This window comes from Acuticoccus sp. I52.16.1 (assembly GCF_022865125.1).
In the GTDB taxonomy this organism is placed as follows: domain Bacteria; phylum Pseudomonadota; class Alphaproteobacteria; order Rhizobiales; family Amorphaceae; genus Acuticoccus.
Genome location: NZ_CP094828.1, coordinates 2,884,359 through 2,909,975, shown reverse-complemented (window position 1 = coordinate 2,909,975; position 25,617 = coordinate 2,884,359). Strand labels below are relative to the sequence as shown.

Sequence of the window (25,617 nt, the reverse complement as noted above, 5' to 3'; positions counted from 1 at the left end):
AGGCGGCGCGGGCGTGCCATGCGTGATGCTCGACCCTCGCCTGCCTCACCGGGTCTATGATGAGTGGCCCGATTGCGCTAGGGCAGGCGGGCGGTGCACACGTTGCGGTCGCCTCCCGTCCACCCCCCGTCCACACGTTTCGCCAGATCTTATGCCCCACGCGCTCCCCGGCCTGTCCGCCATCGCGGACGACTACGATGCCATCCTGTGCGACGTCTGGGGCGTCCTGCACGACGGCGTGTCGGCGCATCCGGCCGCCAGCGACGCCCTCTCCCGCTTCCGCGCTGGGGGGACGGTGGTCCTGATGACCAACGCGCCCCGGCCGTCCGACGTGGTGCGGCGCCACCTCGCCCAGCTCGGCGCGGGGCAGGACGCCTATGACGGGATCCTGTCGTCCGGCGACGTCGTGATCCGCACGCTGGCGCAGAAGGCCGCCCGCAAGATCAAGCACATCGGCCCGGACCGCGACCTCGGCCTCTATTCGCCCGAGATGACCCTCGTCGAGGACGTCGCCGAGGCGGACGCCGTCGTCATCGCCGGCCTGCGCGACGATACCGTGGAGACCCCGGACGACTACCGGGACGAGATGGCCGAGATCGCCTCCAGCGGCACCCCTGTCCTGTGCGCCAACCCGGACATCGTCGTCGAGCGGGGCCAGGAGCTGGTGTGGTGTGCCGGCGCTCTGGCCAAACTGGTCGAGGAATCCGGACGCGACGTGGTGTGGATCGGCAAGCCCTACCGCCCCGCCTACGACGCCGCCCGCGCCCGCATCGCCGAGCATGCTCCGGACGCGGCGCGCATCCTCGTGATCGGCGACGGATTGCCGACCGACGTGCGCGGCGCCGCCAACGAGGGCTACGACTGCCTCTTCCTCACCGACGGCATCCACGCCGCGGAAGTCGGCGGCACCGGCACGCCCGACCCGGCCATGGTCGCCGATCGCCTCGCCCAGGACGGGCTCGACGCGCGTTACTTCGCGCCGAGGCTCATCTGGTGAGTAAGGCGGCCCATCCCCCGATGGGCGGCGTCATCACGCTGGACGCCCTGCCGCCCCACCTCGCCGACGGCGTCGTGGCGATCGGCAACTTCGACGGGGTGCACCGCGGCCACCAGGCGGTGCTGTCCGCCGCGCTCTCCGGTGGCCGGCCCACCGTCGGCCTCACGTTCGAGCCCCACCCGCGCGAGTTCTTCTCCAACGCGCCGATCTTCCGCCTCACCCCGCCGCAGGAGAAGGCCCGCGTCATGGCCGCTCTCGGCCTCGACGGGATGGTCGTCGTCCCGTTCGACGCCGACCTCGCCCGCCACTCGGCCGAGGACTTCGTCGCCGAGGTCCTCGTCGAGCGGCTGCGCGCGCGTGAGGTCGTCGTCGGCTACGACTTCAAATTCGGCGCCAAGCGGCGCGGCGACGGGGCGCTTCTGATCCGCGAGGGCGCGCGGCACGGCTTCGCCACGCGCATCATCGAGCCTTGCAGCGACGGCGGCGTCATCTCCTCCACGCGCATCCGCGAGCACCTCACTCTCGGCGACGTCACCGCGGCGGCGCATCTCCTGGGGCGGCGCTACACCGTCGTCGCCAAGGTGCGGCACGGCGAGAAGCGCGGGCGCGAGATGGGCTACCCGACCGCCAACCAGGCGCTGGAGCCGGCCAACGCGCTGCGCCATGGCATCTACGCCGTGCGGCTCGAGATCGACGGCGTCTGGCGCGGCGGCGTCGCCAGCTTCGGCCGCCGCCCCACGTTCGACAACGGCGCCCCGCTGCTGGAGAGCTTCGTGTTCGACTATTCGGGCGATCTCTACGGGCGGCCCTTGCGCGTCGCCTTCGAGCGCTACCTGCGCCCGGAGATCGCCTTCAGCGGGATGGACGCCCTGGTGGCGCAGATGGACCGCGACAGCGACGACGCCCGCAACGCCCTGGAGGGCCTCGCCCCGTTCTCCGCCGTCGACGCCGCGCTGAACTTCTGACGCGGCGCCGCACGCGCCTCAGTCGGCGCCGATCGCGTGGAGCATGCGGCCGTTGCGCTTCAGCCAGGCGCGGGCGGCCTCGTGGTCGGGGTCGAGCTCGGCGTTGAGCTTCCAGAACGCGGCCGAATGGTTGAGCTCGATGAGATGGGCGACCTCGTGCGCGGCCACATATTGCAAGACGAAGGGCGGCGCCATCACCAGGCGCCACGAGAAGGACAGCACGCCCGACGGACTGCACGAGCCCCACTGGGCACGCGTGTCCTTGACCTTCAGCTGCGAGGGCGCCTTGCCCACCTTGGCGGCATAGGTCGCGACCGCCGCCTCCAGGTCGGCCCGCGCCTCGGCCTTCAGCCAGGTGGTCAGCCGGCGACCGACGTGCTCGGGCGCGCCGGGCACCCACAGCAGCCGCCCTGCCTCCGTCTCCTCCACGCTCACCGTGCCGCGGACCCGGCCGGTGCCGCGAATCTCGTGATCGGCGCCGCGCAGCGGGATCGTCGCGCCGGCCGCGAACGGGACCACCGGGCTGCGCTCGGCGAGGCGTGCGGCCAGCCAGTTCGCCTGTCCGCGCACGAACCGCTCGGCGCTGCCGATGGGCGCGCGCACCGGCACGGTCACGATCGGCGCGGCGCCACCGGGGGGAACGCGCAGCGTCATCCGCCGCGCGCGCGTCTGGCGGCGCAGCTCCACCACCACCGGTCCGGTCGCGATGTCGACGGTGATCTCCTCACGCTGCGGCAGGTCCGGCTTGACGGTGACCACCGGCGAGCGCCGGCCGGCATAAAGCCGCGTCACGCCGCGTCCCCCGGCCGCCCACGCCCTGCCGCGCCGCACCACGCCGCCCGCCGTGACGCGGGCGGGCTTCGCCGCGCCGAGGCGGCGGGCGATGAGAGGGGGCAGGATGCCAGCGGCACGCGAGCCGGCCAGTCGACCATGGGTTTCCTCCGACAGCGCAGCGGAGCCCGCTCGCGGGATGGCGAATCATCCGACCTGCGCATCGGCCACCCTTGCAGGAAGCGGTGAAAAAAGTGTCAGTCCGCGACGGCGTCGCCCGGCGTGGCTTGGTGATGCAGGGCGGCGGCCATCAGCGCCTTGGTATAGTCGGTCTCCGGCGCGTCGAAAATCCTGGCGGTCGGCCCGCGTTCGACCACTTTGCCGGCCTTCATCACCAGCACCTCGTTGGCCAGCGCGCGCACCACCTGCAGATCGTGCGAGATGAAGAGGAAGGTGAGGTCGTGCTTCTTCTGCACGTCGCGCAGGAGGTCGACCACCTGCGCCTGGACCGAACGGTCGAGCGCACTCGTCGGCTCGTCCAGCACGATGAGGTCCGGCTCCAGCACCAGAGCGCGCGCGATGGCGATGCGCTGACGCTGCCCGCCGGAGAACTCGTGCGGGTAGCGGCTGCGCATGGCCGGATCGAGGCCGACCTCGGTCATCGCCTGGATCACCCGCTCCTCGCGCTGCGCGGCGTCGAGGCCGGAATGGATCGTCAGCCCCTCGGCGATGATCATGCCGACCGACATGCGCGGCGACAACGAGCCGTAGGGATCCTGGAAGACGATCTGCATCTTGGAGCGCAGCGGGCGCATCTTGGACCAGGAGCGCTGGTCGATCCGTTCGCCCATGAAGACGATCTTGCCGTCCGACGAGATGAGCCGCAGCAGCGCGAAGCCCAGCGTCGACTTGCCGGAGCCCGATTCGCCGACGATCCCCAGCGTCTCCCCCCGGCGCACCCGGACGTCGATCCCGTCGACCGCCTTCACGTGGTCGACCGTGCGGCGCAGCAGGCCGCGGCGGACGGGGAACCAGACCTTGAGGTCGTCGGTCTCGACGATGATCGGGGCGTTCATGTCCGGCAGCGGCGCGACGCCTTTGGGCTCGGCGGCAAGGAGGTGGCGGGTGTAGGCGTGCTGCGGATTCTCGAAGACGTCCTTGGTGGGGCCGGTCTCGACCACCTCGCCGGCGGTCATCACCGCGACGCGGTCGGCGATGGAGCGCACGATGCCGAGGTCGTGGGTGATGAAGAGCATGCCCATCCCGGCCCGCGTCTGCACCTCCTTCAGAAGCTGGAGGATCTGCGCCTGGACGGTCACATCGAGCGCGGTCGTCGGCTCGTCGGCGATCAGGAGGTCCGGCTCGTTGGCGAGCGCCATCGCGATCATGACGCGCTGGCGCTGGCCGCCGGAGAGCTGGTGCGGGTAGCTCTTGAGGCGCTGCTCGGGGTCGGGGATGCCGACGGCCGCCAGGAGTTCCACCGTGCGCGCCCGCGCGGCCCGGTCGCCCAGGCCCTGGTGGATCTTCAGGATCTCGCCGATCTGCTTTTCGACCACGTGCAGCGGGTTGAGCGAGGTCATCGGCTCCTGGAAGATCATCGTGATGTCGTTGCCGCGGACCTTCTGCATCTCCCTGTCGGAGAGGGTCAGCAGGTCGCGGCCCTTGAACATGATCTTTCCGGACGGGTGCGAGGCCGCCGGGTAGGGCAGCAGCCGCGCGACCGACAGCGCGGTGACCGACTTGCCCGACCCCGATTCGCCGACGACCGCCAGCGTCTCCCCCTTGGCCACCTGCAACGAGATGCGGTCGACGGCGAGCTGGGACCGCCCCTCGGTGCGGAAGGCGACGGAGAGGTCTTCGATCGAAAGGAGGGTCTCGGTCACGTCAGGGCTCCCCGCGCGCCGCGGCTGGAGGGAGGCGCCGCCGGCCGGCGCGCTGGGCGGGGAAGGCGGCGGATCATTGCTGCACCCGGTAGACGTCGAAGACCACCGCGCCGCCGATCTTGAAGGTGGTCTCGCCCGGAGCCGGCGTGTCGGGCGCGGTCCTGGCCGTGTTGGCGGTGCGCTTCGCGGGCCGCTCCTCCTCGGCGGTGTCCTCGTCGCGACAGGCGCTCTCGGGGACGCAGCGGACCCGCTCCGGCGCGGCGGTCTGGGCGCCGGCGTCGTAGGGAGAGAGCAGGCCGTGCAACCCTTCGGAGCGAACGGGCGAGGCGGCGGCGAACGCCGTCAGCCCGGCGGCGAGGATCGCGGCCTGGGCTGCGCTGGTGCGGGAATATCCTCGGGTCATGCGAATGTCTTCCGGGGGTCGAACGCGTCACGGACGCCTTCGCCGATGAAGATGAGCAGCGATAGCATCAACGCCAGCACCGTGAAGCCGGTGAGGCCCAGCCACGGCGCGCCGGGGTTGTTCTTGCCCTGCGCCAGAAGCTCGCCCAGCGACGGCGAGCCGGGCGGCAGGCCGAGGCCGAGGAAGTCCAGCGAGGTCAACGTGGTGATCGAGCCGGACATGATGAACGGCAGGAAGGTCAGCGTCGCCACCATCGCGTTGGGCAGCAGGTGGCGGTGCATGATGGTGATCGACCCGACGCCGAGCGCCCGCGCCGCGGCGACGTACTCGAAGTTGCGGGCGCGCAGGAACTCGGCGCGCACCACGCCCACCAGCCCCACCCACGAGAAGAGGAGCAGGATCCCCAGAAGCAGAAAGAAGCTCGGCATGAAGACCGAGGAGAAGATGAGGATGAGGTAGAGCGAGGGGACGGACGTCCAGATCTCGATGAAACGCTGGAAGAGGAGATCGGTCCAGCCGCCGAAATAGCCCTGCACGGCGCCCGCGGCGATGCCGATGATCGAGGACAGGATCGTCAGGATCAGCCCGAAGATCACCGAGATGCGGAAGCCGTAGATCGCGCGGGCGAGCACGTCGCGACCCAGGTCGTCGGTGCCGAGCCAGTTGTAGGTCCAGACCGAGCAGTTGGGGTCGTCCACCCCGCCCGGCAGCTTGGCGCACAGCTCCGCCTTGGTGAACATCCATGACGGGGCGGACGGAAGCGCCGTCGGCGGGTTCTTGTTCTCGACGCGGTAGTCGTAGCGGATCGGCGGCCAGACCATCCAGCCGTTGGCGTTGATCTCGTCGCTGATGAAGGGATCGCGATAGTCGGTATGGGCGTAGAAGCCGCCGAATTTTTCTTCCGGATAGTCGATCACGACGGGGAAGAGCAGCTCGCCCTTGTACATCGCGACCAGCGGGCGGTCGTTGGCGATGAACTCCGCGAAGAGGGTCAAGAAGAAGAGCGGGATGAACACCCACAGCGAGATGTAGCCGAGGCGATGGTTGCGGAAGATCTTCCACCGCCGGGCGTTGATCGTGGTGCCGTAGCCGGCGCCGGTGGGAAGCTGCGTCGCCTCCCGCTCGGCGGCGGGCAGGTGGATGTCGGCCGGATCGTGCGCGTCGGCGGGAACGGTGGCGGTCTTGCGCTCGTCCATGGTCAGACCTCCCGGCTCTCGAAGTCGATCCGCGGGTCGACCATGGTGTAGGTCAGGTCGGAGACGAGGTTCACGATGAGCGCCAGCAGGGAGAACACGTAGAGGGTGCCGAAGACGATCGGATAATCACGGTCGAACACCGCCTCGAAGCCGAGGAGGCCGAGGCCCTCCAGGGAGAAGATCGTCTCGATCAGGATCGAGCCCTGGAAGAAGGACATGATGAAGGCACCCGGAAAGCCCGCGATGATGATGAGCATCGCGTTGCGGAAGACGTGGCCGTAGAGCACCTTGCGCTCCGACAGGCCCTTCATCCGCGCCGTCATCACGTATTGCTTGCGGATCTCCTCCAGGAAGGAGTTCTTGGTCAGCAGCGTCGTCGTCGCGAAGGCGCCGATGCCGAGCGCGATCAGCGGCAGCGTCAGATGCCAGAAATAGTCGGCGATCCGGGCCGGCCAGGAGAGTTCGTGCCAGTTCTCCGACGTCAGCTCGCCGAGCGGGAAGATCGACCAGAAGGAACCGCCGGCGAAGAGGATGATGAGCAGGATCGCGAACAAGAATCCCGGAATCGCGTAGCCGATGATGATGATGCCGGAGGTCCACACGTCGAACGCGGAGCCGGCCTTGACCGCCTTGCGGATGCCGAGCGGGATCGAGATCACGTAGGAGATCAGCGTCATCCACAGGCCGAGCGAGATCGAGACCGGCAGCGCCTCGACGATCAGCTCGGAGACGCGGCGGTCGCGGAAGAAGCTCTCGCCGAGGTCGAAGGTGAGGTAGTTGCCGATCATGATGCCGAAGCGCTCGAACGGGCCCTTGTCGAACCCGTACTGCCGCTCGAGCTCGGCGATCAGCGCCGGGTCGATGCCTTGCGCGCCGCGATAGCTGGAGTTGCCGGCCCCCTGCCCGGTCCCGGCGAAGTCCCCCGCGGCGGTGCCGCCGGAGATGCGTGCCGTGGAGCCGACGTTCGTGCCGCGCAGCTCCGCGATCGCCCGCTCCACCGGACCGCCGGGGGCGAACTGGATGACGACGAACGAGATGAGGAGGATGCCGAAGAGGGTCGGCACCATCAGGGCCACGCGGCGGGCGATGTAGGCGAGCATCAGGCGCGCTTTCGGGTCGGCACGAGGATCATGCGTTCTTCGACCACCAGGTCGTCTCGACCGGCAGGTCGTACCGGGGCTTGGTCTCGGGGATGCCGAATTCGTCCCAGTAGGCCACGGTGTGCTCGCCCTTGTACCATTGCGGAACCCAATAGTGACCGAGCCGCAGGACGCGGTCCATGGCGCGCGCGGCGGCCACCATCTCCTCGCGCGTGGCGGCGGTCAGCATGGCGTCCAGCATCGCGTCGATCACCGGGTCGGCGATCCCGGCGAGATTGTACGAGCCGTCGCGGGCGGCCGATTCGGAGGAGAAGAACTGGCGGATGGCGTCGTCCGGCGTCGGCGAGAGGGCGAACCGCGTTGTGACGAGGTCGAAATCGAAGTTGACGATGCGCAGCTGGTATTGCGTGGCGTCGACCGGCACCGCCCGCGCCTCGACGCCGATGGCCCGAAGCGCGTTGGCGAACGGCAGGAAGATGCGCTCCGACGTCGGCTCGGAGGGGTAGAGGTAGTCCAGCGTCAGCCGCTCGCCGTCGGCGTCGACGAGCCCGCCGTCCTGCCGCGTCCAGCCGGCCTCGTCGAGGAGTTGCGCGGCGCGGCGCAGGTTTGCGCGGTTGCCGCCCTGATCCTCGGACACCGGCGGCAGCCAGGCCGGGCCGAACACCGCAGGGTCGAGCGCGTCCCGGAAGGGCTCCAGCAGGGCGACCTCGGCGGAGGTGGGCTCGCCCTCGGCCATCATGTCGGAATTGACGAAGAAGGACGGGGTGCGGGTGTAGGCGCCGTGGAAGAGGTCGCGGTTCGTCCGTTCGAAGTCGAACGCCCAGCCGAGCGCCTCGCGGGTTCGCTTGTCGGCGAACTTGCCGCGGCGGGTGTTGATGAACCAGCCCTGGGCGCCGGCGGGGCGGGCGTCGGGGAAGACGCGGCGCACCACCTCGCCCCGCTGGATCGCCGGGAAGGTGTACTCGGTCGCCCAGACCTTGGAGGTGAACTCTTCGCGGAAGTTCTCCTTGCCGGTCTTGAACGCCTCGAAGGCCAGCGTGCGCTCGCGGTAGAAGTCGACCCGGACGGAGCCGAAGTTGTTGTGGCCGGCACCGGTGGCGAGCCGGTCGCCCCAGTAATCCGGCCGGCGCTGGAACGTGACGTAGCGGCCGGCCGCATAGTCGCCCACCGTGTAGGCACCGGAGGTGACCGGAACGTCGAGCTTGGCGGCGGTGAAGTCGTTCGCCTCGTACCAGGCCTTGGAGAGGACCGGGTAGGTCGCCACCAGCGGCGGCAGGCGATTGGACGCATCGTCGGCGAAGCTGACGACGGCGGTGAGGTCGTCCGCGGCCTCGATGGCGGCGATGCGCTTCAGCGGCTCGGCGTAGCCGGGGTGCCCCTGGTCGCGGATCGCGGTCAGCGAGTAGACGACGTCCGCGGCGGTGATCGGCGAACCGTCCGAGAAGGTGAGGCCGTCGCGCAGGAAGAAGGCGTAGCGCCGGCCCTCGACCTCGACCGCCTCGGCGATGTGGCCGTAGACGGCGTCCGGCTCGTCGAGCCCGCGGACCATCAGCGCCGAATGGGCGAGTTGCATCAGCGGCGGCGAGTCGCCGCGCAGGATGTACATGTTGAAGGTGTTGAAGGTCTGCGGGTTCTGGTTCCCGGCGAAGGACGACGGCACCAGGCGCAGCTCCCCGCCGCGCGGCGCGTCGGGGTTCACATAGTCGAAGTGGGCGAAGTCCGGCCCGTGCCTGGGCTCGCCGAAGACGGCCAGGGCATGGCGCGGCGTGCCCGCCTGGGCGGCGGCGGCGGCGCCGGTGAGGAGCGGCGCGGCGGTAAACGCCGTGGCGGCGCCGGCCAGCTCCAGCACCCGGCGACGGGTCAGGCGAAGGGGGCCGGATGCGCCGCCGGCCGGGCCCGCGCGCCCGCGGCTCACTGGCGGCGCTCCACGTCCGCCGCCTTCGCCGCGTCCCACCACCACACCGTCGGGAACAGGGCGCCGTAGGGCGGGATATTGTCCGGACGGCCGAAGAGGTTCCACCGCGCGGTGCGCTGGTTCGGCGAGTAGAACAGCGGCACGACGTAATCGTGCGCCAGGAGCACGCGGTCGAGCGCGTGGGTGGCGGCGACCAGCTCGTCGCGGTCCTTGGCGAGGATCACCTTCTGGATCAGCGCGTCGATGCCCGGATCCTTGATGCCCGCGTAGTTCTGGGACTGCGGCTGGTCGGCGGCCTCGGAGCTCCAGAAGAAGGCCTGCTCATTGCCGGGTGAGCTGGACTGGCCCCACGCCAGCGTCGTCATCTCGAAATCGCGGGTGCGCACCTTCTCGACGTACTGCGTCGAATCGATGACGCGGAAGTTCATCTCGATGCCGATCAGCTTGAGGCTGTTGGCGTAGGGGAGCACGTACCGCTCGGACGCCGGGGAATTGTCCACGAAGTCGATCGTGAAGGGCGCGCCGGTCTCGGCGTCGACCATGACGCGGTCGCGGATCTCGTAGCCCGCCTCGCGGAAGAGGCGCACCGCCTCGCGGGCATTTTCGCGCACCGCCTCGGGCGAGCCGTTGACGGGGTTGGTATAGGGCTCGGTGAAGACCTTCTCCGGGACGAGGTCCCGCACCTCCTCGAGGATTTCCAGCTCCTGCCCCTCCGGCAGGCCGGTGGAGGCGAGGTCGGTCCCCATGAAATAGGACGAGATGCGGTCGTACTGGTCGTAGAAGACGGTGCGCTTCTGCGTCTCGAAGTCGTACATCAGGTTGAGGGCGCGACGGACGCGCTCGTCCTGGAACTTCGGCAGGCGCAGGTTCATGACGAACGCCTGCATCATCCCGGTGGAGCGGATCGGAAACTCTTCCTTGATGATGTCGCCGCGGGCCAGCGCGTCGCTTTCGTAGGCCGTGGCCCAGTTCTTGGCGCTGTTTTCGGCGCGCCAGTCGAACCGGCCGCCCTTGAAGGCCTCCACGACGATGGTCTGATCGCGGTAGACGTCGTAGCGCATGGTGTCGAAGTTGTTGGTGCCGACCTGGGTCGGGTGGTCCTTGGCCCAGTAGTCGTCCGTGCGCTCGTACTCGATGAAGCGGCCCGGCTCGAAACGGGCGATCTTGTAGGGGCCGGACCCGAGCGGCGGCTCCAGCGTGCCCTCACCGATGGAGCGCTGCGAACCGTCCGGCGCGGTCCCGGTCCACCACGCCTTCGGCAGCGGCTCGAGCTGCCCGACGATGTGCGGCAGCTCGCGATTGCCGGGCCGCGCGAAGGTGAACCGCACCACCCCGTCGCCCACCACTTCGGCGCTGACGACGTCCTTGTAGTAGAAGGCGCGGTTGGGGTCGGCCTCCTTCTCGGCCGTCAACGTCCAGGCGACGTCCTCGGCGGTGATCGGCGTGCCGTCGTGCCATTTGGCGTCGGGGTCGATGTGGTACTCCACCCAGGCGAAGTCGTCCGGATAGCGCATCTTGTCGGCGATCAGGCCGTAGGCGGCGGAAATGTCCTGCTCGTCCATCGAGGGCGTCATCAGCGGATCGTAGATCAGCGACAGGCCCGGCGCCGCGTTGCCGCGCTGCAGGATGGGATTGAAGGAGTCGTAGCCGGACGTGTCGGCCAGGCGCACGCGCCCGCCTTTGGGAGCGTCCGGATCGACATAGTCGAAGTGGGGGAAGCCCTGCGGGTAGCGGGGGTCGCCGGTGAGGGCGCTGGCGTGGCGCCACTGCGGCTCGGCCGCGCTCGCAGCGCCCGGCTCGTCCGCGGGCGGGGTGCCGCCGTCCGTCGTCGATTGAGCCAGCGCGTTCGGGGCCACGGCAAGCGAGATCAAGAGCGCCCAAAGCGTGGCACGCATGTGACACCTCCACATCTGTCTGGCCGGGGACATTATCTGCGGTGCGCCGCCGCGCAACCCGCGACGGCCCTGTCTGAACGAGATGTAATCGCAAAGCGTGTGTCGCGGCGTCGCGGCCGCGGCGGCCCTGGCCATCCGTCAGGCCCATATGGCGGCGGTATAAATCGCGATCGTCACGCCGAGGCCGAGGGCGAAGAGGCCGGAGCGCACGAGCGACAGGTTGGCGAAATACGCAACCGTAAAGAGAACCCGCAGGGCCACGAAGGCCAGCGCCAGCGCGTCGACGCGCGCCTGGTCGGCCCCCGTCAGCCCCGCGACGATCACGGCGACGGCAAAGAGCGGGAAAGCCTCGAACCCGTTGCGGTGGGCGGCGAAGGCGCGGCGACGCAGGCCCGTCTGCCGCGCATGGCGCGCGCTCGGATCGCGATTGTCGAGCTTGCGGTCGAATTTGGCGGGGTAGACGGTGAGGAGTGGGAGAAGGCCCGCCGCCAGCACGCACCACAGCGCGATCGAGAATTCGAGCGCCACACCATCCCTCCGCAGCCGATCTGCCGCAGGGTGAGCGCGCGGCGGCCCCGCTGGCAAGGCCGCCCGCCGATCGGACCGCTGGGGCATGGCAGCGCAGGCGCACGCCGGACCTCGCCGGATCGCGGGGCCGGTGGCCGGCTGTCCGGCCCGGTCTCGCAAACGTGAGGCCGGCGGCTTTGCGCTCCCTCTCCAAGCGGCGTAAGTCGACGTTCAACCTGGAGAAGCTCGCGTCCATGCTGGGTCCCCGTCTCGCCGCCGCAGCGGCCCTCCTGTGCTGTGCAGCGGCGCTCGCCCCTCCCGCCCAGGCGGAGGAGGTCGCGCGCATCGACGCGGAGCACCTTTCGGCGCGCGTCCTCCTGCGCAACGCGGTGACCGCGCCGGGCGACAAGGTGGACGTCGCCATCCGCCACACGCTGGACGACGGGTGGCACACCTACTGGATCAATCCGGGCGATTCGGGCGGGCCCCCGGTGTTCGAATGGGACGTCGGCAAGGGCGGCGCGACGGGGCCGCTGCGGTTCCCGGCGCCGAGCCTCCTGCCCTACCCGCCGCTGATGAACCACGGCTACTCGGACCAGTTCACCCTCCTCACCGACCTCACCGTCCCGGCGGACTGGCCGGCGGGCGTGCCCTGGCTGGTGTCGGTTCGGGCCGACTGGCTGGTGTGCGAGAAGATCTGCATCCCGGCGAGCGGGACGGCGCGGATCGAGGTCCCGACCGGCGCGGCGAGCGAACCCGATTCGACGGTCGCCTTCGCGTTCGTCCAGGCCGAGTGGGCGCTGCCGCAGGCGAGCGACGTCGCCGCCACCTACACCCGCGACGGCGACACGATCACGCTCGACGTGCCCGGCGCGCAGGCCGAGGGGGCGCACTTCTTCGCCTTCGACGGGCGTGCGCTCGACCATGTCGCCCCGCAGCCTGCGGCCGCGAGCGAGGACGGCGCACGACTGACGCTGACGTCCACCGGAGAGCCGCTCGACGGCACGCTCGCCGGTGTCCTCACCACCCGATCCGGCGCCGTCGAGATCACGGCGACCGGCACGCCCGACCCGGTGCCTCCCGCAGCGACCGCCACGCCGCCCGTGGCGAGCCCCGGCTCCGGCACGCCCGCCGCCGCCGCCGCCGCCGCCGCGCCGTCCGGCGAGGCCGTCGCTCGCCCGCAGGCCCTCGCCGCCGCGCCGCCGGCCGCGGCGCCGTTCGCGGGGCCGGCACCGGTGGTTCTCGCCGGCGGCGACGGGCCGGGCCTGGGCTTCTGGCAGGCGCTCGGCCTCGCCTTCCTGGGCGGGATGATCCTCAACCTGATGCCGTGCGTCTTCCCGGTGCTGGCGGTGAAGGTGCTCGGCCTCGTCGCCCATGCCGACGCACCCTTGCGGCGTCGCGCCGGGGTCGGCGCGGCCTACATGGCCGGCGTCCTCGTCAGCCTCGCGGTCGTCGCGGCGGTGATGCTGGCACTGCGGGCGGGGGGCGAGGCGGTCGGCTGGGGCTTCCAGTTGCAGAGCCCGGCCTTCGTCGCGGCGATGACGCTGGTCCTGTTCGCCTTCGGCCTCAACCTTTCGGGCGTGTTCGAGATCGGCGCCACGCTCACCCGGCTCGGCGGACGCGGCGGCAGCGGTCCGGCCTCGGCCTTCTCCACCGGGCTCCTCGCGGCGGTGGTGGCCACGCCCTGCACCGCCCCCTTCATGGCCCCGGCGATGGGGGCGGCGCTGGTCGCCTCGCCGCTCTTCGCGCTCGGCGTCTTCGCGGCGCTCGGTGTCGGGCTGGCGCTCCCCTTCGTGGTGCTGGCGGCGATCCCCGGAGCCGCCCGCCTCCTGCCGCGGCCCGGCATGTGGATGGTGCGCTTCAAGCAGGCGCTCGCCTTCCCGCTCTACCTCACGGCGGCCTGGCTCTTCTGGGTGCTGGCGCAGCTGGTCAGCGTCGAGTCGCTGCTGCCGGCGATGGCCGCGCTCGTCTTCGTGGCCATGGCGGCGTGGCTGTTCGGCCTCTCGCAGCGCGGCTCGGGCGCCTCGCACCGCGTCGCCTCGGGCCTCGCCGTCGCCAGCCTGGCGGCCGCGATCGTCGCGGTATGGCCCGCGCTGCAGCCCGCGACCGCCGCGACCGCCGGGACCGCCACGGCGAGCGAGCGCCCGCTGGGCCTGACCGCCGGGCACCGAGGCGCCGAGGAGCCGTACTCACCCGCCCGCCTCGCCAGCCTGCGCGCGGCGGGCAAGCCCGTCTTCGTCAACGTCACCGCGGCGTGGTGCATCACCTGCAAGGTCAACGAGCGGGTCGTCCTCTCGGGCGAGGATTTCCTCGACGAACTGACCCGCAACGACGTAACCTACCTCAAGGCGGACTGGACGCGGCGCGACCCCGAGGTGACCGAGTTCATCGAGGAGTTCGGCCGCGCCGGCGTTCCGCTCTACGTCCACTTTCCCGCCGACGGCGCACCCCTCGTGCTGCCCCAGATCCTGACCGTCGCCACGCTGCGCTCCGCCTTCGAGAGCTGACCGATGCGCCTCTTCGCCCTCCCCGCCGTCCTCGCGGCGACGCTCGCCCTCGCGGGCCCCGCCACCGCCCAGACGCGCGGCCCCGACGTCGCCGACTGGCCCGCCGTCCTGGCCGCGGCCGAGGGACAGACGGTCGACTGGTACGCCTGGGGCGGCGAAACCCACATCAACGATTATATCGCCTGGGTCGGCGACGAGGTGGCCGCGCGCTACGGGGTCACGCTGAACCAGGTGAAGCTCGCCGACACGGCCGAGGCGGTCGCCCGCGTGCTGGCCGAGAAGACCGCCGGCGAGAACGAGGACGGCGCCGTCGACCTCGTATGGATCAACGGCGAGAACTTCGTCGCCATGCAGGAGAACGGCCTGCTGCGACCGGACCCATGGGCCGAGGCCCTTCCCAATCGCCCCCTCGTCGATATGGACCTCTACGGCGCGGCGATCGACAGGGACTTCGGCGTCTCGGTGAAGGGGCAGGAGAGCCCATGGGGCCGCGCCCAGCTCGTCACCGTCTTCGATGCCGCGCGAACGCCCGAGCCGCCGCGTTCGCTGGACGAGCTGATCGCGTTCGCCGAGGCGAACCCCGGCCGCTTCACCTACCCGCAGCCGCCCAACTTCACCGGAACCACCTTCCTCAAGCAGCTCCTCCTCGACCTCGTGCCCGACCGCGAGATCCTCTACGCCCCCGCCGGCGACGGTGCGGAGACGCTGGTGCGGGACACGCTGATCCCGGTGTTGCAGCGGCTTCATCCGAACCTGTGGCGCAAGGGCGCGGCGTTCCCGGCGGGCGTCGCCGAGGTGCGCCGGCTCTATGCGGACGGCGAGCTGCTGCTGGCGCTGACCGGCAACCCGTCCGACGCGGTGGCCGGCGTGAACGACGGATTGCTGCCCCCCGAGAGCCGGGTCGCGGCGTTCGCGGGCGGGTCGATCGGCAACGTCCACTTCGTGGCGATCCCGTTCAACGCGGCGGATCAGGCGGGCGCGCTGGTGGTGGCGAACTTCCTGCTGTCGCCGGAGGCGCAGGCCCGCAAGGCCGACCCCGACGTGTGGGGCGACCCCACGGTGCTCGCCGTCGCGCGCCTCCCCGAGGCCGATCGCGCCCTGTTCGACGAGGAGGTCGGCGTCGACGCTCCCACGCTCGCCGAGCCGCACGTCAGCTGGACGGCGGTGATCGAGCGCGTCTGGGACGAGGCTTTCCTGCGATGAGCGAGAAGAAGCCGGCCCCGAAGACGGGCACCGCCAAGACCCCGGCGCGCCGCGGCACGAAGCCCGCCGCGACAGCGCGGCGTACGGCCAAGGCCGAGGCCGTCGTGGCCGCCGAAGCGGGCCACCCGCCCGGCGGCCTCCCCGGCGAGGCGCCCGCCGAGCCGGCGAAGGCCACACCCGCGAAGGCCACACCCGCGAAGGCCACACCCGCGAAGGCCACACCCGCGAAGGCCACACCCGCGAAGGCCACACCCGCGAAGGCCACGCCCGCGAAGGCCACGCCCGCGAAGGCCACGCCCGCGAAGGCCCCCGCCAAGCCGAAGACGCTGAAGAACAGCCGTTACACCAAGGCCGAGGCGGACGCCCTGTTCCAGCGCCTGGCCGACGCCCTGCCCGAGCCCCGGACCGAGCTGGAATATACCAACCCCTACACCCTCCTGGTCGCCGTCGCACTGTCGGCCCAGGCGACCGACGTCGGCGTGAACAAGGCGACGCGCGCGCTCTTTCCCGTGGCCGACACGCCGCGGAAGATGGTCGCCCTCGGCGAGGAGCGGCTGCGCGAGTTCATCAAGACCATCGGCCTCTTCAACACCAAGGCCAAGAACGTGATCGCCCTGTCGCAGGCGCTGATCGACACGCACGGCGGCGAGGTGCCGAAGGACCGCGCGGCGCTGCAGGCGCTTCCCGGCGTCGGCCGCAAGACCGCGAACGTGGTCCTCAACGTCGCCTTCGGCGAGCCGACGATCGCGGTCGACACGCACATCTTCCGCATCGGCAACCGCCTCGGCCTGGCGCCGGGGAAGACGCCGGACGACGTGGAGAAGGCGCTGGAGAAGATCGTCCCCGAGCGCTTCCTGCGCGGGGCGCATCACTGGCTGATCCTGCACGGCCGGCATGTCTGCAAGGCGCGCCGTCCGCTGTGCGAAGCCTGCGTGATCTACGAGCTGTGCAAGGCGCCCGACCGCCGCGCTCTGCCCCACGCCTGACGAGGGGCGGCGGCGGGGGGCCCGCGCTACAGGATCCGCGCGATCCGCAGCACCACCAGAACGCCCGCGCCGATGAGCATCAACACCAACGTGAAGGCCCAGAACCCGACGCTCGATTCCGAGCCGGGGATGCCGCCGAGGTTGGCGCCCATCAGCCCCGTGAGGAACCCCAGCGGCAGGAACACCGAGGAGATCACCGAGACCACGTAGAGGTTGCGGTTGAGCCGCTCGGCCTGCGCGCTGCCGAGCTCGTCGCGCAGGGTCTGCAACCGCTCGCGCTGCGCCTCGAGCTGCTCGGCGACGCGCATGAGCTGGTCGTGCTGCTCCAGCAGCGCGGCGCGGTCCTCCGCCGCCAGAATCTCCGGCGCGATGTGGACGATGGCGCCGACAGCGTCGCGCTGGGGCTGGATGTAGCGGCGCAGCTCCGTCAGCTCGAGCCGCTGGTCGGCGACGTCCTTGCGGATCTCGTCGCGGGGGTCGGCGATGGTGCGCGACTCCAGCGCGTCGACCCGGTCCTCCAGGTCGCCCGCATGGCTCTCGATCCGGTCGGTCACGTCGCGCACCAGCGCGGCGAGCAGTGCCGAGGGGGTCTGCGGGCCGCTGCCGGCACGCACGTTCTCGGCGATCCGGCGGATGGCGCTCAGCCGCGAGGTGGCCAGCGAGACCACGCGGTGCTCGTCGAGCCACAGCCGGATGGGCACCATGTCCTCCGGGTCCTCGCCCTCGTTGATGTTGATCCCGTGCAGGATCACCAGGAGGCCGGAGCCGGTCCACAGGGCGCGGGGCCGCGTCTCGGGCTCGAGCAACGCCTCGCGCACCGGAGGGGCGAGGTAGGCGAGATGCTCGGCCACCCACTGGGCGGTGTCGGGATGGTCGGCGGAGAGATGCAGCCACAGCGGGGCCGCACGGCCCACCAGCGTGGCGACATCGTCCTCGGAGGGAATGTCGGTGCCGCGGTCGTCGCCCGAGAGGTGGAGGGCGAATCGGATGTGGCTGTCCATGTCGGTCCTTCGCTGTCGGCCTGTACGCGCCGGGCTTGCGCCTGACTTTCGCCGCGCGCTCCCGGGGGCCATGCCGGAGGATTGTAACGATATTCCGCGGTTGCCCCTCAAGGCCCGAAGGTTCATGGTGCAGTGCGGCGGCCACTGGGGGTCGTCCGACAAGCCGTTGAGCCGGAACGCATGACCCCACCCGTGCCGGAACGTCCGGCGCTGTTCCTCGACTTCGACGGGACCCTCGTCGAGATCGCCGATCGTCCCGACGGTGTCGTGGTCGCGCCGAGCCTGCATACGCTGATCGAGCGCATCGTGGCGCGCACGTCCGGCGCCATCGCCGTCGTCTCCGGCCGCAAGATCGAAGATATCGACGGCTTCCTCGGTATCCCGATCGCCGCCGCCGGCATGCACGGGCTGGAGCATCGCGCCGCACCGGGTGACGAGATCCACTATCAGCCCGCCCCGCCCGAGATGGACACGCTGCGCGAGCGGATCGCCCGCTTCCCCTTCCTGGGCGACGGCGTCTCGATGGAGGACAAGGGCGCCGGCCTCGCGGTGCACTACCGCGCCAACCCGGCGCATGAGCAGACCGTGATCGACGCGATGGAGCAAGCCACCGCCGACCTCGCAACGCTCCATCTCATCTGCGGCAAGATGGTGGTGGAGGCCAAGCGGCGCGGGTTCGACAAGGGCGCCGCCGTCCAATCATTCATGCAGCGGCCGCCCTTCCATGGCCGCACACCGATTTTCATTGGGGACGACGTGACGGACGAAGACGGAATTCGCGCCGCCAACTCGGTCGGCGGCTTCGGCATCAAGGTGGGCGAGGGCGCGACCGACGCACCCTACCGCCTCGCGAACGTGGCCGCCGTGCACGACTGGCTCGCCCAGTTGGCGGGGGTGCCCGCGTGAGCACACTCGCGCTGGGGATGATCGGCAACTGCTCGGTGCAGGCGCTGGTCGACGACGAGGCCAACATCGTCTGGTGGTGCCTGCCGCGGCCGGACGGCGACCCGGTCTTCCACTCGCTGCTGGGAACCAACGGCAAGCCAGGCGACGGGCAATACTCGATCCAGATCGAGGACTTCAGCCACTCCAAGCAGTGGTACATCGAAAACACCGCGATCCTTCGCACCCAGCTCATCGCGACCGACGGATCGACCGTCGAGATCGACGACTTCTGCCCCCGCTTCGCCTCGCGCGGGCGCACCTTCCGGCCGGCGCAGATCGTGCGGCGCATGCGCCCCGTCACCGGCCGGCCGCGGGTCAAGATCGTGCTGCGCCCGCGCTTCCACTGGGGCAAGGAGCGGCCGCAGATCACCTCCGGCTCCAACCACGTGCGGTTCGTCGGCGAGGGCATCGCGATGCGCCTCACCACCGACGCGCCGATCACCTACATCCGCGACGAGTCGTTCTTCGTCCTGGAGCGCGAGCTGAACCTCTTCCTCGGCCCCGACGAGTCGCTGACCGCGAGCTCCGCCTCCATCGGCCGCGAGTTCCAGGAGCAGACCGCCGCCTACTGGAAGACCTGGACGCTGCGCCTGGCGCTGCCGCTGGAGTACCAGGAGGCGGTGATCCGCGCCGCCATCACCCTCAAGCTCTGCACCTTCGAGGAAACCGGCGCGATCGTCGCCGCCGCCACCACCTCGATCCCCGAGCACGCCGGCTCGGAGCGCAACTGGGACTACCGCTACTGCTGGCTGCGGGACGCCTTCTTCGTCGTGCGCGCGCTCAACGCCCTCAGCGACATGCAGACGCTGGAGAACTATCTCGCCTGGATCCGCGACGTCATCGCGCTGACCAAGGGCGACCACATCCAGCCCGTCTTCGGCATCGGCCTGGAACAGGCGCTGGTGGAGGAGTTCGCCGAACTGCCCGGCTACCGCGGCATGGGCCCGGTGCGCGTCGGCAACCAAGCCTACGAGCACTATCAGCACGACGTCTACGGCAACATCGTGCTGGCCGCCGCCCAAGCCTTCTTCGACAAGCGTCTGATGCGCCAGGGCACGATGGAGGACTTCCGGCACCTGGAGGTCATCGGCGATCGCGCCTTCATGCTGCACAACGAGCCCGACGCCGGCATCTGGGAGCTGCGGACCCGCGCGCGCGTCCATACCTCGTCCTCGCTGATGTGCTGGGCCGCGCTCGACCGGCTCGCCAAGATCGCCAACCAGCTCGGCGTGAACCCGAAGCACTGGCGCAGCCGCGCCGACGAGGTGCACAAGAAGATCTGCGACGAGGCGTGGAACGAGAAGGCCGGCGCCTTCGTCGAGAGCTTCGGCGGCGAGGACCTCGACGCCTCGCTCCTCCTCATGGCCGAGGTCAATTTCATCGACCCGCTGGACCCGCGCTTCGTCTCCACCGTCGACCGGATCGGCGAGAAGCTGCGGCGCGGCGACCACCTCTACCGCTACCACGCCGCCGACGATTTCGGCCGGCCGGAGACCGCCTTCAACGTCTGTACCTTCTGGTACATCGACGCGCTGGGGCGGATGGATCGCCGCGAGGAGGCGCGCGAGATCTACGAGAACATGCTCTCGTGCCGCAACCACCTCGGCCTCCTGTCGGAGGACGTCGACCCGTCCACCAACGAGCTGTGGGGCAACTTCCCGCAGACCTACTCGATGGTCGGCATCATCAACGGCGCGGTGCGCCTCTCGCGCCGGTGGGACAAGGTCGTCTGACGTTGCTCGTGGTCTTCTCGGGCCTTCCGGGAACCGGCAAGACCACGATCGCCCGGCGGGTTTCGGCGACCCTCGGCGCAGTCTACCTGCGGATCGACACCATCGAGGATGCCCTCGCCCGCTCCACCCTCGCCATCGAGCAGGCGGAGGATGCGGGGTACCTGGCCGCCCATGACCTCGCCGCCGACAATCTCGCCCTCGGCCGCACGGTCGTCGCCGACAGCGTCAACGCCATCGCCCTGACCCGCGCCGCATGGCACCGGTTGGCCCGCGAGGCGGGGTGCCCGGCGCTCGATGTCGAGCTTTTATGCAGCGACCCGGCGATGCACCGCGCGCGCGTCGAGGCTCGCCACACGGACGGCACGCGGCGCCGCCAGCCGACCTGGGAGGCCGTCCTCACGCGGTATTACGAACCCTGGTCCGACGGCCCGCTCACCCTCGATACCGCGACGCTTTCGGCCGATGCGGCGGCGGCCCGGATCGTCGCGGCCGTCGCCGACGCATCCCAGGCTGCACGAGCATAGACCCCCTTTGGAATCAAGTGGTCGGCCGTCTCGGCGCGGAAATTTCGCTGCGGAAATTGCCTCCGGGCGCGCACCCGTTGTGCAGATTGCGTCATCCGGTGGCTTCCCTCTGGAGGGCGAATGATGGTTTATTCGCACCTTCACGAGAGCGACCGAAAGGCCGACCCCATGACCCGCATCGTCGTCGTGTCCAACCGTGTTGGACCGCTCTCTGACACGGGCCGGGCGGGCGGGCTCGCCGTGGCCCTGGTCGATGTGCTGCGCGAACGCGGCGGCCTCTGGTTCGGCTGGTCGGGGCAGATCTCCGAGGAAGGCACCTACGGCCCCCTCCGCCTCCACGAGGAGGACACGGTGTCGACCGCCACGATCGACGTCACCCAGGCCGACTACGACGAGTTCTACGCCGGGTTCGCCAACCGCGCCCTCTGGCCGACGATGCACTACCGGCTCGACCTGACCGACTTCGACAAGCGCCTCGAGCAGGGCTACCGCCGCGTCAACGAGCGCTTCGCCCAGCGCCTCGTCCCGCTGCTGCGGCCGGACGACATCGTCTGGGTGCACGACTATCATTTCTTCTTCCTCGGCGAGGAGCTGCGCAAGGCCGGGATGACGAACCCGATCGGCTTCTTCCTGCACATCCCCTTCCCCGTGCCGGAGGTGCTGACCGCGCTCCCCAACCACCGCCGCCTGGCCGAAGCGATGACCGCCTACGATCTCGTCGGTTTCCAGACCGCGAGCCATCTGCACGCCTTCGAGCGCTACCTGCTGCAGGAGGCGGACGGCACCCGCAACGAGGACCGGTCGATCTCCGTCTTCGGACGCACCGTCGCCGCCGACGCCTACCCCATCGGCATCGACGCGGCGGCCTTCTCCCACTTCCACCAGAGCACCGAGGGCGCGGATCACTTCGCCCTGATGCGCAAGGAGCTGGAGGCGCAGAAGCAGATCGTCGGCGTGGACCGGATCGACTACTCCAAGGGCCTGCCGGAGCGGTTCGAGGCGTTCGAGCGGCTCCTCGAGATGTACCCCGAGCACAAGGGCGAGGTGACGATGCTGCAGATCGCGCCGCCCTCCCGCTCGGAGGTGCGCGCCTATCTGGAGATCCAGCGCGAGCTGGAGGGCCTGTCGGGCCGGATCAACGGCCGCTTCTCCGACCTCGACTGGACGCCGATCCACCTCATCTCCCGCTCCTTCCCGCGCCGCTCGCTGGCCGGCATCTACCGGGCTTCCGCGGTCGGCCTCGTCACGCCGCTGAGGGACGGGATGAACCTCGTCGCCAAGGAGTACGTCGCGGCGCAGGACCCGGCGGACCCCGGCGTCCTCGTGCTGTCGCGCTTCGCCGGCGCCGCGGAGGAGATGCGCGAGGCGATCATCGTCAACCCCTACTCGATCGACGAGCTGGCCGAGGGGCTGCGTCAGGCGATCCAGATGCCGCAGGACGAGCGGATCGACCGATGGAAGGCGCTGAACGCCAAGGTGACGACCAACACCGCTTCCGCCTGGTCGCGCCGCTTTCTGGACGACCTCATCTCCATCAACAGCGTCACCGCGCTGGAAGACGAGACGTCGCGGGCCTGACGCGGGCCGCGTGCCGCCGCGGGACAACGTGCCGAGGCATTGCAGACGTTCGCGCGACGGGCGTTCCCTCGCGCACGGCCGGCCCTATCCTCTAGCCGGCAACGTGAACGCGACCTCCCGATGACCCAATCCATCCTCGTCCCCGATGACACCTGCTGGACGGTCGAAGAGGCCGCGCGGTTCGCGGTGATCGTCGACGCCGCCGACTATTACCGCTTCGCCAAGGAGGCGATGCTCAAGGCACGCCATCGCGTCTTCCTGATCGGCTGGGACTTCGACGCGCGGATCGAGCTGGAACCGGAGGCGCAGACCGTCGGCGGTCCCAACCGTGTCGGCCGGTTCATGGAGTGGCTGGCCCAGGAGCGGCCCGAACTCGACGTGCGGGTGCTGAAGTGGGACATCGGCATCCTGCGCTCGCTGGGCCGCGGCGAGACGCCGGCCTTCCTCCTGCATTGGCTGATGCCCAAGGGCATCGACTTCCGCCTCGACAGCGCCCACCCGACCACCTCCGCACACCACATGAAGATCCTCGTGGTGGACGACGCGCTCGCCTTCTGCGGCGGAATCGACATGACGATGGGCCGCTGGGACACGCGCGAGCACCACGAGGGGCGCCCCGGCCGGCACACCCCCCGCGGCAAGCCGCTGCCGCCCTGGCACGACGTCACCACCTGCGTCACCGGGGCGGCGGCACGGGGGCTGGCCGTGCTGGCCGCGCACCGCTGGTTCTGGGCGACCGGCGAGGAGCTGGAGCCGGTGCCGCCGACCGAGCCGCATTGGCCCACCGGCCTCGTCGCGGACTTCGAGGACATCCCGATCGGCATCGCCCGGACGCTCCCGCGCTACGAAGAGCGTGCCCACGTCAACGAGATCCTGGGCGCGACCTACGCGATCATCCGCGCGGCCGAGCGGTTCCTCTACATCGAGAGCCAGTACCTCGCCTCGCGGCGCATCTGCGAGGTGTTGATGGAGCGGCTGGAGGAGCCGGACGGGCCGGAGATCGTCGTCATCAACCCGGAGACGGCCGACGGCTGGCTGGAGGCCAAGGCGATGGACACCGCGCGGGTGCGCATGATCCGCCTCCTGATGGAGGCCGACGTCCACGACCGCTTCCGCATCTACTACCCCGTGAACGCCGCCGGGACGCCCATCTATGTGCACGCCAAGATCATGTTCGCGGACGATCGGGCGCTGAAGGTGGGCTCGGCCAACATCAACAACCGCTCGATGGGCTACGATTCGGAGTGCGACATCGTGGTGGACGCGGTGGCGCACCCGGAGCGGCGGGCGGCGGTGGCGCGCGTGCGCGACGGTCTCCTGGCGGAGCACCTCGGCCGCAGCGCGGCGGAGGTGCGCGAAGCGCTGGAGCGGACGAACGGGTCGCTGATCGAACTGATCGACACGTTGAACTCGACCGACCGCAAGCACCTGGTGCCGCTGCGGCCGCGCGAACTCTCGCTGGGGGAGGAGTTGTTCGCCGAGTCGGACGCCGCCGACCCGATCCGGCCTGTCGGCCTGCGGCGGATCCTGCGAAGCCTGACGCAGCGCGCGCCGGTGCGGCAGATCCGGCAGATGCGCCGCCGCCGTATCGAGGCCCGAAACGCCCGGCGCCAGCACCTCGGCTAGTCCGGCGCGGCGGATCGTCCGGCGCCTCGAGCGGCCCTGCCGGGCGAAGGCCGGCCGGTTCCGGAGTAGCGCCAATAGCTGGGGTGGCGGGCGTCTTGGCGCCCCCGGCGCACTCTTGGGCGAAATCGCCCGTTGGGAGGCATCGGCCGCCGATCGGGGGGACGGGGCGCGGGCCCCGCCGGTGACGTCAGTCGGCGGCGCGCGCCGGGTTGACGATTTCGACGCTGGCGGGCTCGGCGTCGGTCACGGTCACGTCGTCGGCGCTCGCCGGGGCGGTCTGGGCCTCGGCGGTCTGCGTGGCGGCCGGGGCCTCAGGCTGAGCTGCCGCGGTGTCGGTCGTCGCCGGTGCCTCGGTACGCTCCTCGCTCGCGGGCTCCTGCGTCTCCGCAGGGGCGGGCTCTTCGGTCGCGGCAGGCTCCTCGGTCGCGGCGGGCGCCTCGGTCGCCGCGGGCTCCTCGGCCGCGGCAGGCGCCTCGGTCGCCGCGGGCTCCTCGGTCGCGGCGGGCTCCTCGGCTGCGGCAGGCGCCTCGGTCGCGGCGGGCGCCTCGGTCGCGGCAGGCGCCTCGGTCGCGGCGGGCTCCTCGGCTGCGGCGGGCTCCTCGGCTGCGGCAGGCTCCTCGGTCGCGGCGGGCTCCTCGGCTGCGGCGGGCTCCTCAGCTGCGGCAGGCTCCTCGGTCGTGGCGGGCTCGGCGTTTTCGGCCGGGGCTTCGTCCGTGGCCGGATCGCCCGAGGCGGCGGGGGCTTCCTGGGCGGTGGCTTCGCCGGCCTGGGCGGAGGGGGCATCGGCCCCACCAGCCTCGGCGGCGGCCTCGCCCTCGGCGGCAGCGTCACCCTCGGCGGCGGGCTCGCCCTCGGCGGAGGCGTCCTCGACGGCGGGCTCCGGGAAGGCCGGGGCGTCGGGCGACTGCGACTTCAGGAAGGCCAGCACGTTGGCGCGATCCTCCGGCTTGCGCAGGCCCGCGAAGCTCATGATCGTGCCCGGAACCTCTTTCTTCGGGTTCTCCAGAAAGTGGTTCAGCTTCTCGTAGGTCCACGGCTCGCCGGCGCCATATTCCTTCAGCGCGCCGGAATAGCTGAAGCCTTCGTGCGCGGCGATCTCGCGGCCCACCACGCCGTGCAGATTCGGGCCGATGCCGTTGGCGCCGCCGTCGTCGAACGTGTGGCAGGACTGGCACTGGCGGGCCGTGCGCGTGCCGGCGTCGACATCGGCGCTCGCCAGGAGGACCGGCAGCGGCACGACGGCCTCTTCCTCGGCCCCGCCCTCGGATTCCTCGATGGCGATCTCGTAGCCGGCCTTTTCGGGGGCTTCCTCGTCGAAGACGATTTCAGACAGCACGCTGAGGCCCATGATGAACACCAGCGCGGCGAGCAGCGCGCCAACGAATTTGTTGATTTCGAAAGAGTTCATTCGTGTTCCAGACCTTTGCTCGTTCGCCGTCTGCTCATCTTGCCGTGACCTCCCTCGCCCGGACCCCGCCGGCGCCGGCCGGGCCGCGCGCCATTGTAGAATCGGTCGAAGTCGAGCCAGCTATAGAGCGACGCGCACGCCGTATCAAATCGGATCGGCTCCCGTATAGGTTGCCACCCCTCGCGCGTCCTGAATGCCGCAAGATGGCACGATCCGTCCATCGAAAAGCGCGCACTGGCCCACCTCGTGGCGCAGTTCACAGCGATCCGGCACGCCGAAACGGCACCTAGAGATTGTAATTTGCCTCATCGATAGTAACCGTTCCGCAACAATTCGACGCCGTTGATCGATTGAACCTTCGTCGGATTCCCACGATGGTGCCCCCGAGCATCACCGACCCCACGCCCAGAAGGACCGAATTTCCGTGACCCTCCCCCGCTCGTCGGCCGCCGATGGACGGCCGGCCGTGCGCCT

Annotated in this window: 20 protein-coding genes; 10 read left to right on the top strand and 10 right to left on the bottom strand. The window is 70.5% G+C overall.

Features of this window, described 5'->3' with window-relative positions:
- The first annotated feature begins 151 nt into the window (after positions 1-151).
- Entirely contained in the window at positions 152-997 is an 846-nt protein-coding gene (locus tag MRB58_RS13165) for a TIGR01459 family HAD-type hydrolase (RefSeq protein ID WP_244777588.1), read from the top strand.
- Positions 998-1,017: 20 nt separating this feature from the next.
- Positions 1,018-1,962: a bifunctional riboflavin kinase/FAD synthetase gene (locus tag MRB58_RS13160; protein ID WP_371747295.1), complete on the top strand. Its 945-nt coding sequence runs from the start codon at positions 1,018-1,020 to the stop codon at positions 1,960-1,962.
- Between the two features lie 18 nt (positions 1,963-1,980).
- On the opposite strand, the gene MRB58_RS13155 is transcribed toward MRB58_RS13160, so the two are convergent.
- The 8 genes from MRB58_RS13155 to MRB58_RS13120 form a co-directional block, all read right to left on the bottom strand.
- On the bottom strand, positions 1,981-2,754 hold the full coding sequence (locus tag MRB58_RS13155; RefSeq protein WP_244777586.1) for a M48 family metallopeptidase: 774 nt from the start codon (positions 2,752-2,754) through the stop codon (positions 1,981-1,983).
- Between the two features lie 236 nt (positions 2,755-2,990).
- Positions 2,991-4,616: an ABC transporter ATP-binding protein gene (locus tag MRB58_RS13150; protein ID WP_244777585.1), complete on the bottom strand. Its 1,626-nt coding sequence runs from the start codon at positions 4,614-4,616 to the stop codon at positions 2,991-2,993.
- Positions 4,617-4,689: 73 nt separating this feature from the next.
- Positions 4,690-5,019: a hypothetical protein gene (locus MRB58_RS13145; protein WP_244777584.1), complete on the bottom strand. Its 330-nt coding sequence runs from the start codon at positions 5,017-5,019 to the stop codon at positions 4,690-4,692.
- A complete protein-coding gene (locus MRB58_RS13140; protein ID WP_244777583.1) occupies positions 5,016-6,215 on the bottom strand; it encodes an ABC transporter permease in 1,200 nt (399 codons plus the stop codon). Before MRB58_RS13140 ends, MRB58_RS13145 begins: the two co-directional genes overlap by 4 nt.
- A gap of 2 nt (positions 6,216-6,217) precedes the next feature.
- Positions 6,218-7,315: a microcin C ABC transporter permease YejB gene (locus tag MRB58_RS13135; RefSeq protein WP_244777582.1), complete on the bottom strand. Its 1,098-nt coding sequence runs from the start codon at positions 7,313-7,315 to the stop codon at positions 6,218-6,220.
- Positions 7,316-7,343: 28 nt separating this feature from the next.
- The gene (locus MRB58_RS13130) at positions 7,344-9,230 is read right to left on the bottom strand and encodes an extracellular solute-binding protein (protein WP_244777581.1); all 1,887 of its coding nucleotides are present in this window, start codon (positions 9,228-9,230) and stop codon (positions 7,344-7,346) included.
- The gene (locus MRB58_RS13125) at positions 9,227-11,125 is read right to left on the bottom strand and encodes an extracellular solute-binding protein (protein ID WP_244777580.1); all 1,899 of its coding nucleotides are present in this window, start codon (positions 11,123-11,125) and stop codon (positions 9,227-9,229) included. Before MRB58_RS13125 ends, MRB58_RS13130 begins: the two co-directional genes overlap by 4 nt.
- A 138-nt stretch (positions 11,126-11,263) precedes the next feature.
- A complete protein-coding gene (locus tag MRB58_RS13120; RefSeq protein WP_244777579.1) occupies positions 11,264-11,653 on the bottom strand; it encodes an MAPEG family protein in 390 nt (129 codons plus the stop codon).
- A gap of 233 nt (positions 11,654-11,886) precedes the next feature.
- On the opposite strand from MRB58_RS13120, the gene MRB58_RS13115 reads away from it, so the two are divergent.
- The 3 genes from MRB58_RS13115 to nth are packed head-to-tail and all read left to right on the top strand — an operon-like array spanning position 11,887 to position 16,328.
- The gene (locus MRB58_RS13115; RefSeq protein WP_244777578.1) at positions 11,887-14,139 is read left to right on the top strand and encodes a protein-disulfide reductase DsbD; all 2,253 of its coding nucleotides are present in this window, start codon (positions 11,887-11,889) and stop codon (positions 14,137-14,139) included.
- Positions 14,140-14,142: 3 nt separating this feature from the next.
- Positions 14,143-15,342 carry an ABC transporter substrate-binding protein gene (locus tag MRB58_RS13110; RefSeq protein WP_244777577.1) on the top strand — a complete coding sequence of 400 codons (1,200 nt, stop codon included), beginning with the start codon at positions 14,143-14,145 and terminating at the stop codon, positions 15,340-15,342.
- On the top strand, positions 15,339-16,328 hold the full coding sequence (nth, locus tag MRB58_RS13105; RefSeq protein ID WP_371747176.1) for an endonuclease III: 990 nt from the start codon (positions 15,339-15,341) through the stop codon (positions 16,326-16,328). The genes MRB58_RS13110 and nth overlap by 4 nt, the downstream gene beginning before the upstream one ends.
- A gap of 26 nt (positions 16,329-16,354) precedes the next feature.
- Here the strand turns inward: nth and MRB58_RS13100 are convergent, their stop codons facing one another.
- On the bottom strand, positions 16,355-17,329 hold the full coding sequence (locus MRB58_RS13100; protein WP_244777576.1) for a zinc transporter ZntB: 975 nt from the start codon (positions 17,327-17,329) through the stop codon (positions 16,355-16,357).
- 180 nt (positions 17,330-17,509) lie between these two features.
- Here MRB58_RS13100 and otsB point away from each other — a divergent pair, with 180 nt between their 5' ends.
- The 5 genes from otsB to MRB58_RS13075 all read left to right on the top strand — a co-directional run bounded on the left by otsB (position 17,510) and on the right by MRB58_RS13075 (position 23,735).
- Entirely contained in the window at positions 17,510-18,235 is a 726-nt protein-coding gene (gene otsB, locus MRB58_RS13095) for a trehalose-phosphatase (protein WP_244777575.1), read from the top strand.
- Positions 18,232-20,007 (top strand): glycoside hydrolase family 15 protein, encoded by a 1,776-nt coding sequence (locus MRB58_RS13090; protein WP_244777574.1) that lies wholly within the window; start codon positions 18,232-18,234, stop codon positions 20,005-20,007. The genes otsB and MRB58_RS13090 overlap by 4 nt, the downstream gene beginning before the upstream one ends.
- Positions 20,008-20,015: 8 nt before the next feature.
- Positions 20,016-20,531, top strand: a complete 516-nt coding sequence (locus tag MRB58_RS13085; RefSeq protein ID WP_244781982.1) for an AAA family ATPase — start codon at positions 20,016-20,018, stop codon at positions 20,529-20,531.
- 120 nt (positions 20,532-20,651) lie between these two features.
- The gene (locus MRB58_RS13080; RefSeq protein WP_244777573.1) at positions 20,652-22,109 is read left to right on the top strand and encodes a trehalose-6-phosphate synthase; all 1,458 of its coding nucleotides are present in this window, start codon (positions 20,652-20,654) and stop codon (positions 22,107-22,109) included.
- 120 nt (positions 22,110-22,229) lie between these two features.
- The gene (locus MRB58_RS13075; protein ID WP_244777572.1) at positions 22,230-23,735 is read left to right on the top strand and encodes a phospholipase D-like domain-containing protein; all 1,506 of its coding nucleotides are present in this window, start codon (positions 22,230-22,232) and stop codon (positions 23,733-23,735) included.
- Between the two features lie 187 nt (positions 23,736-23,922).
- Here MRB58_RS13075 and MRB58_RS13070 read toward each other — a convergent pair whose 3' ends face one another.
- Positions 23,923-25,143 carry a cytochrome c family protein gene (locus MRB58_RS13070; protein ID WP_244777571.1) on the bottom strand — a complete coding sequence of 407 codons (1,221 nt, stop codon included), beginning with the start codon at positions 25,141-25,143 and terminating at the stop codon, positions 23,923-23,925.
- Positions 25,144-25,617 lie beyond the last annotated feature (474 nt).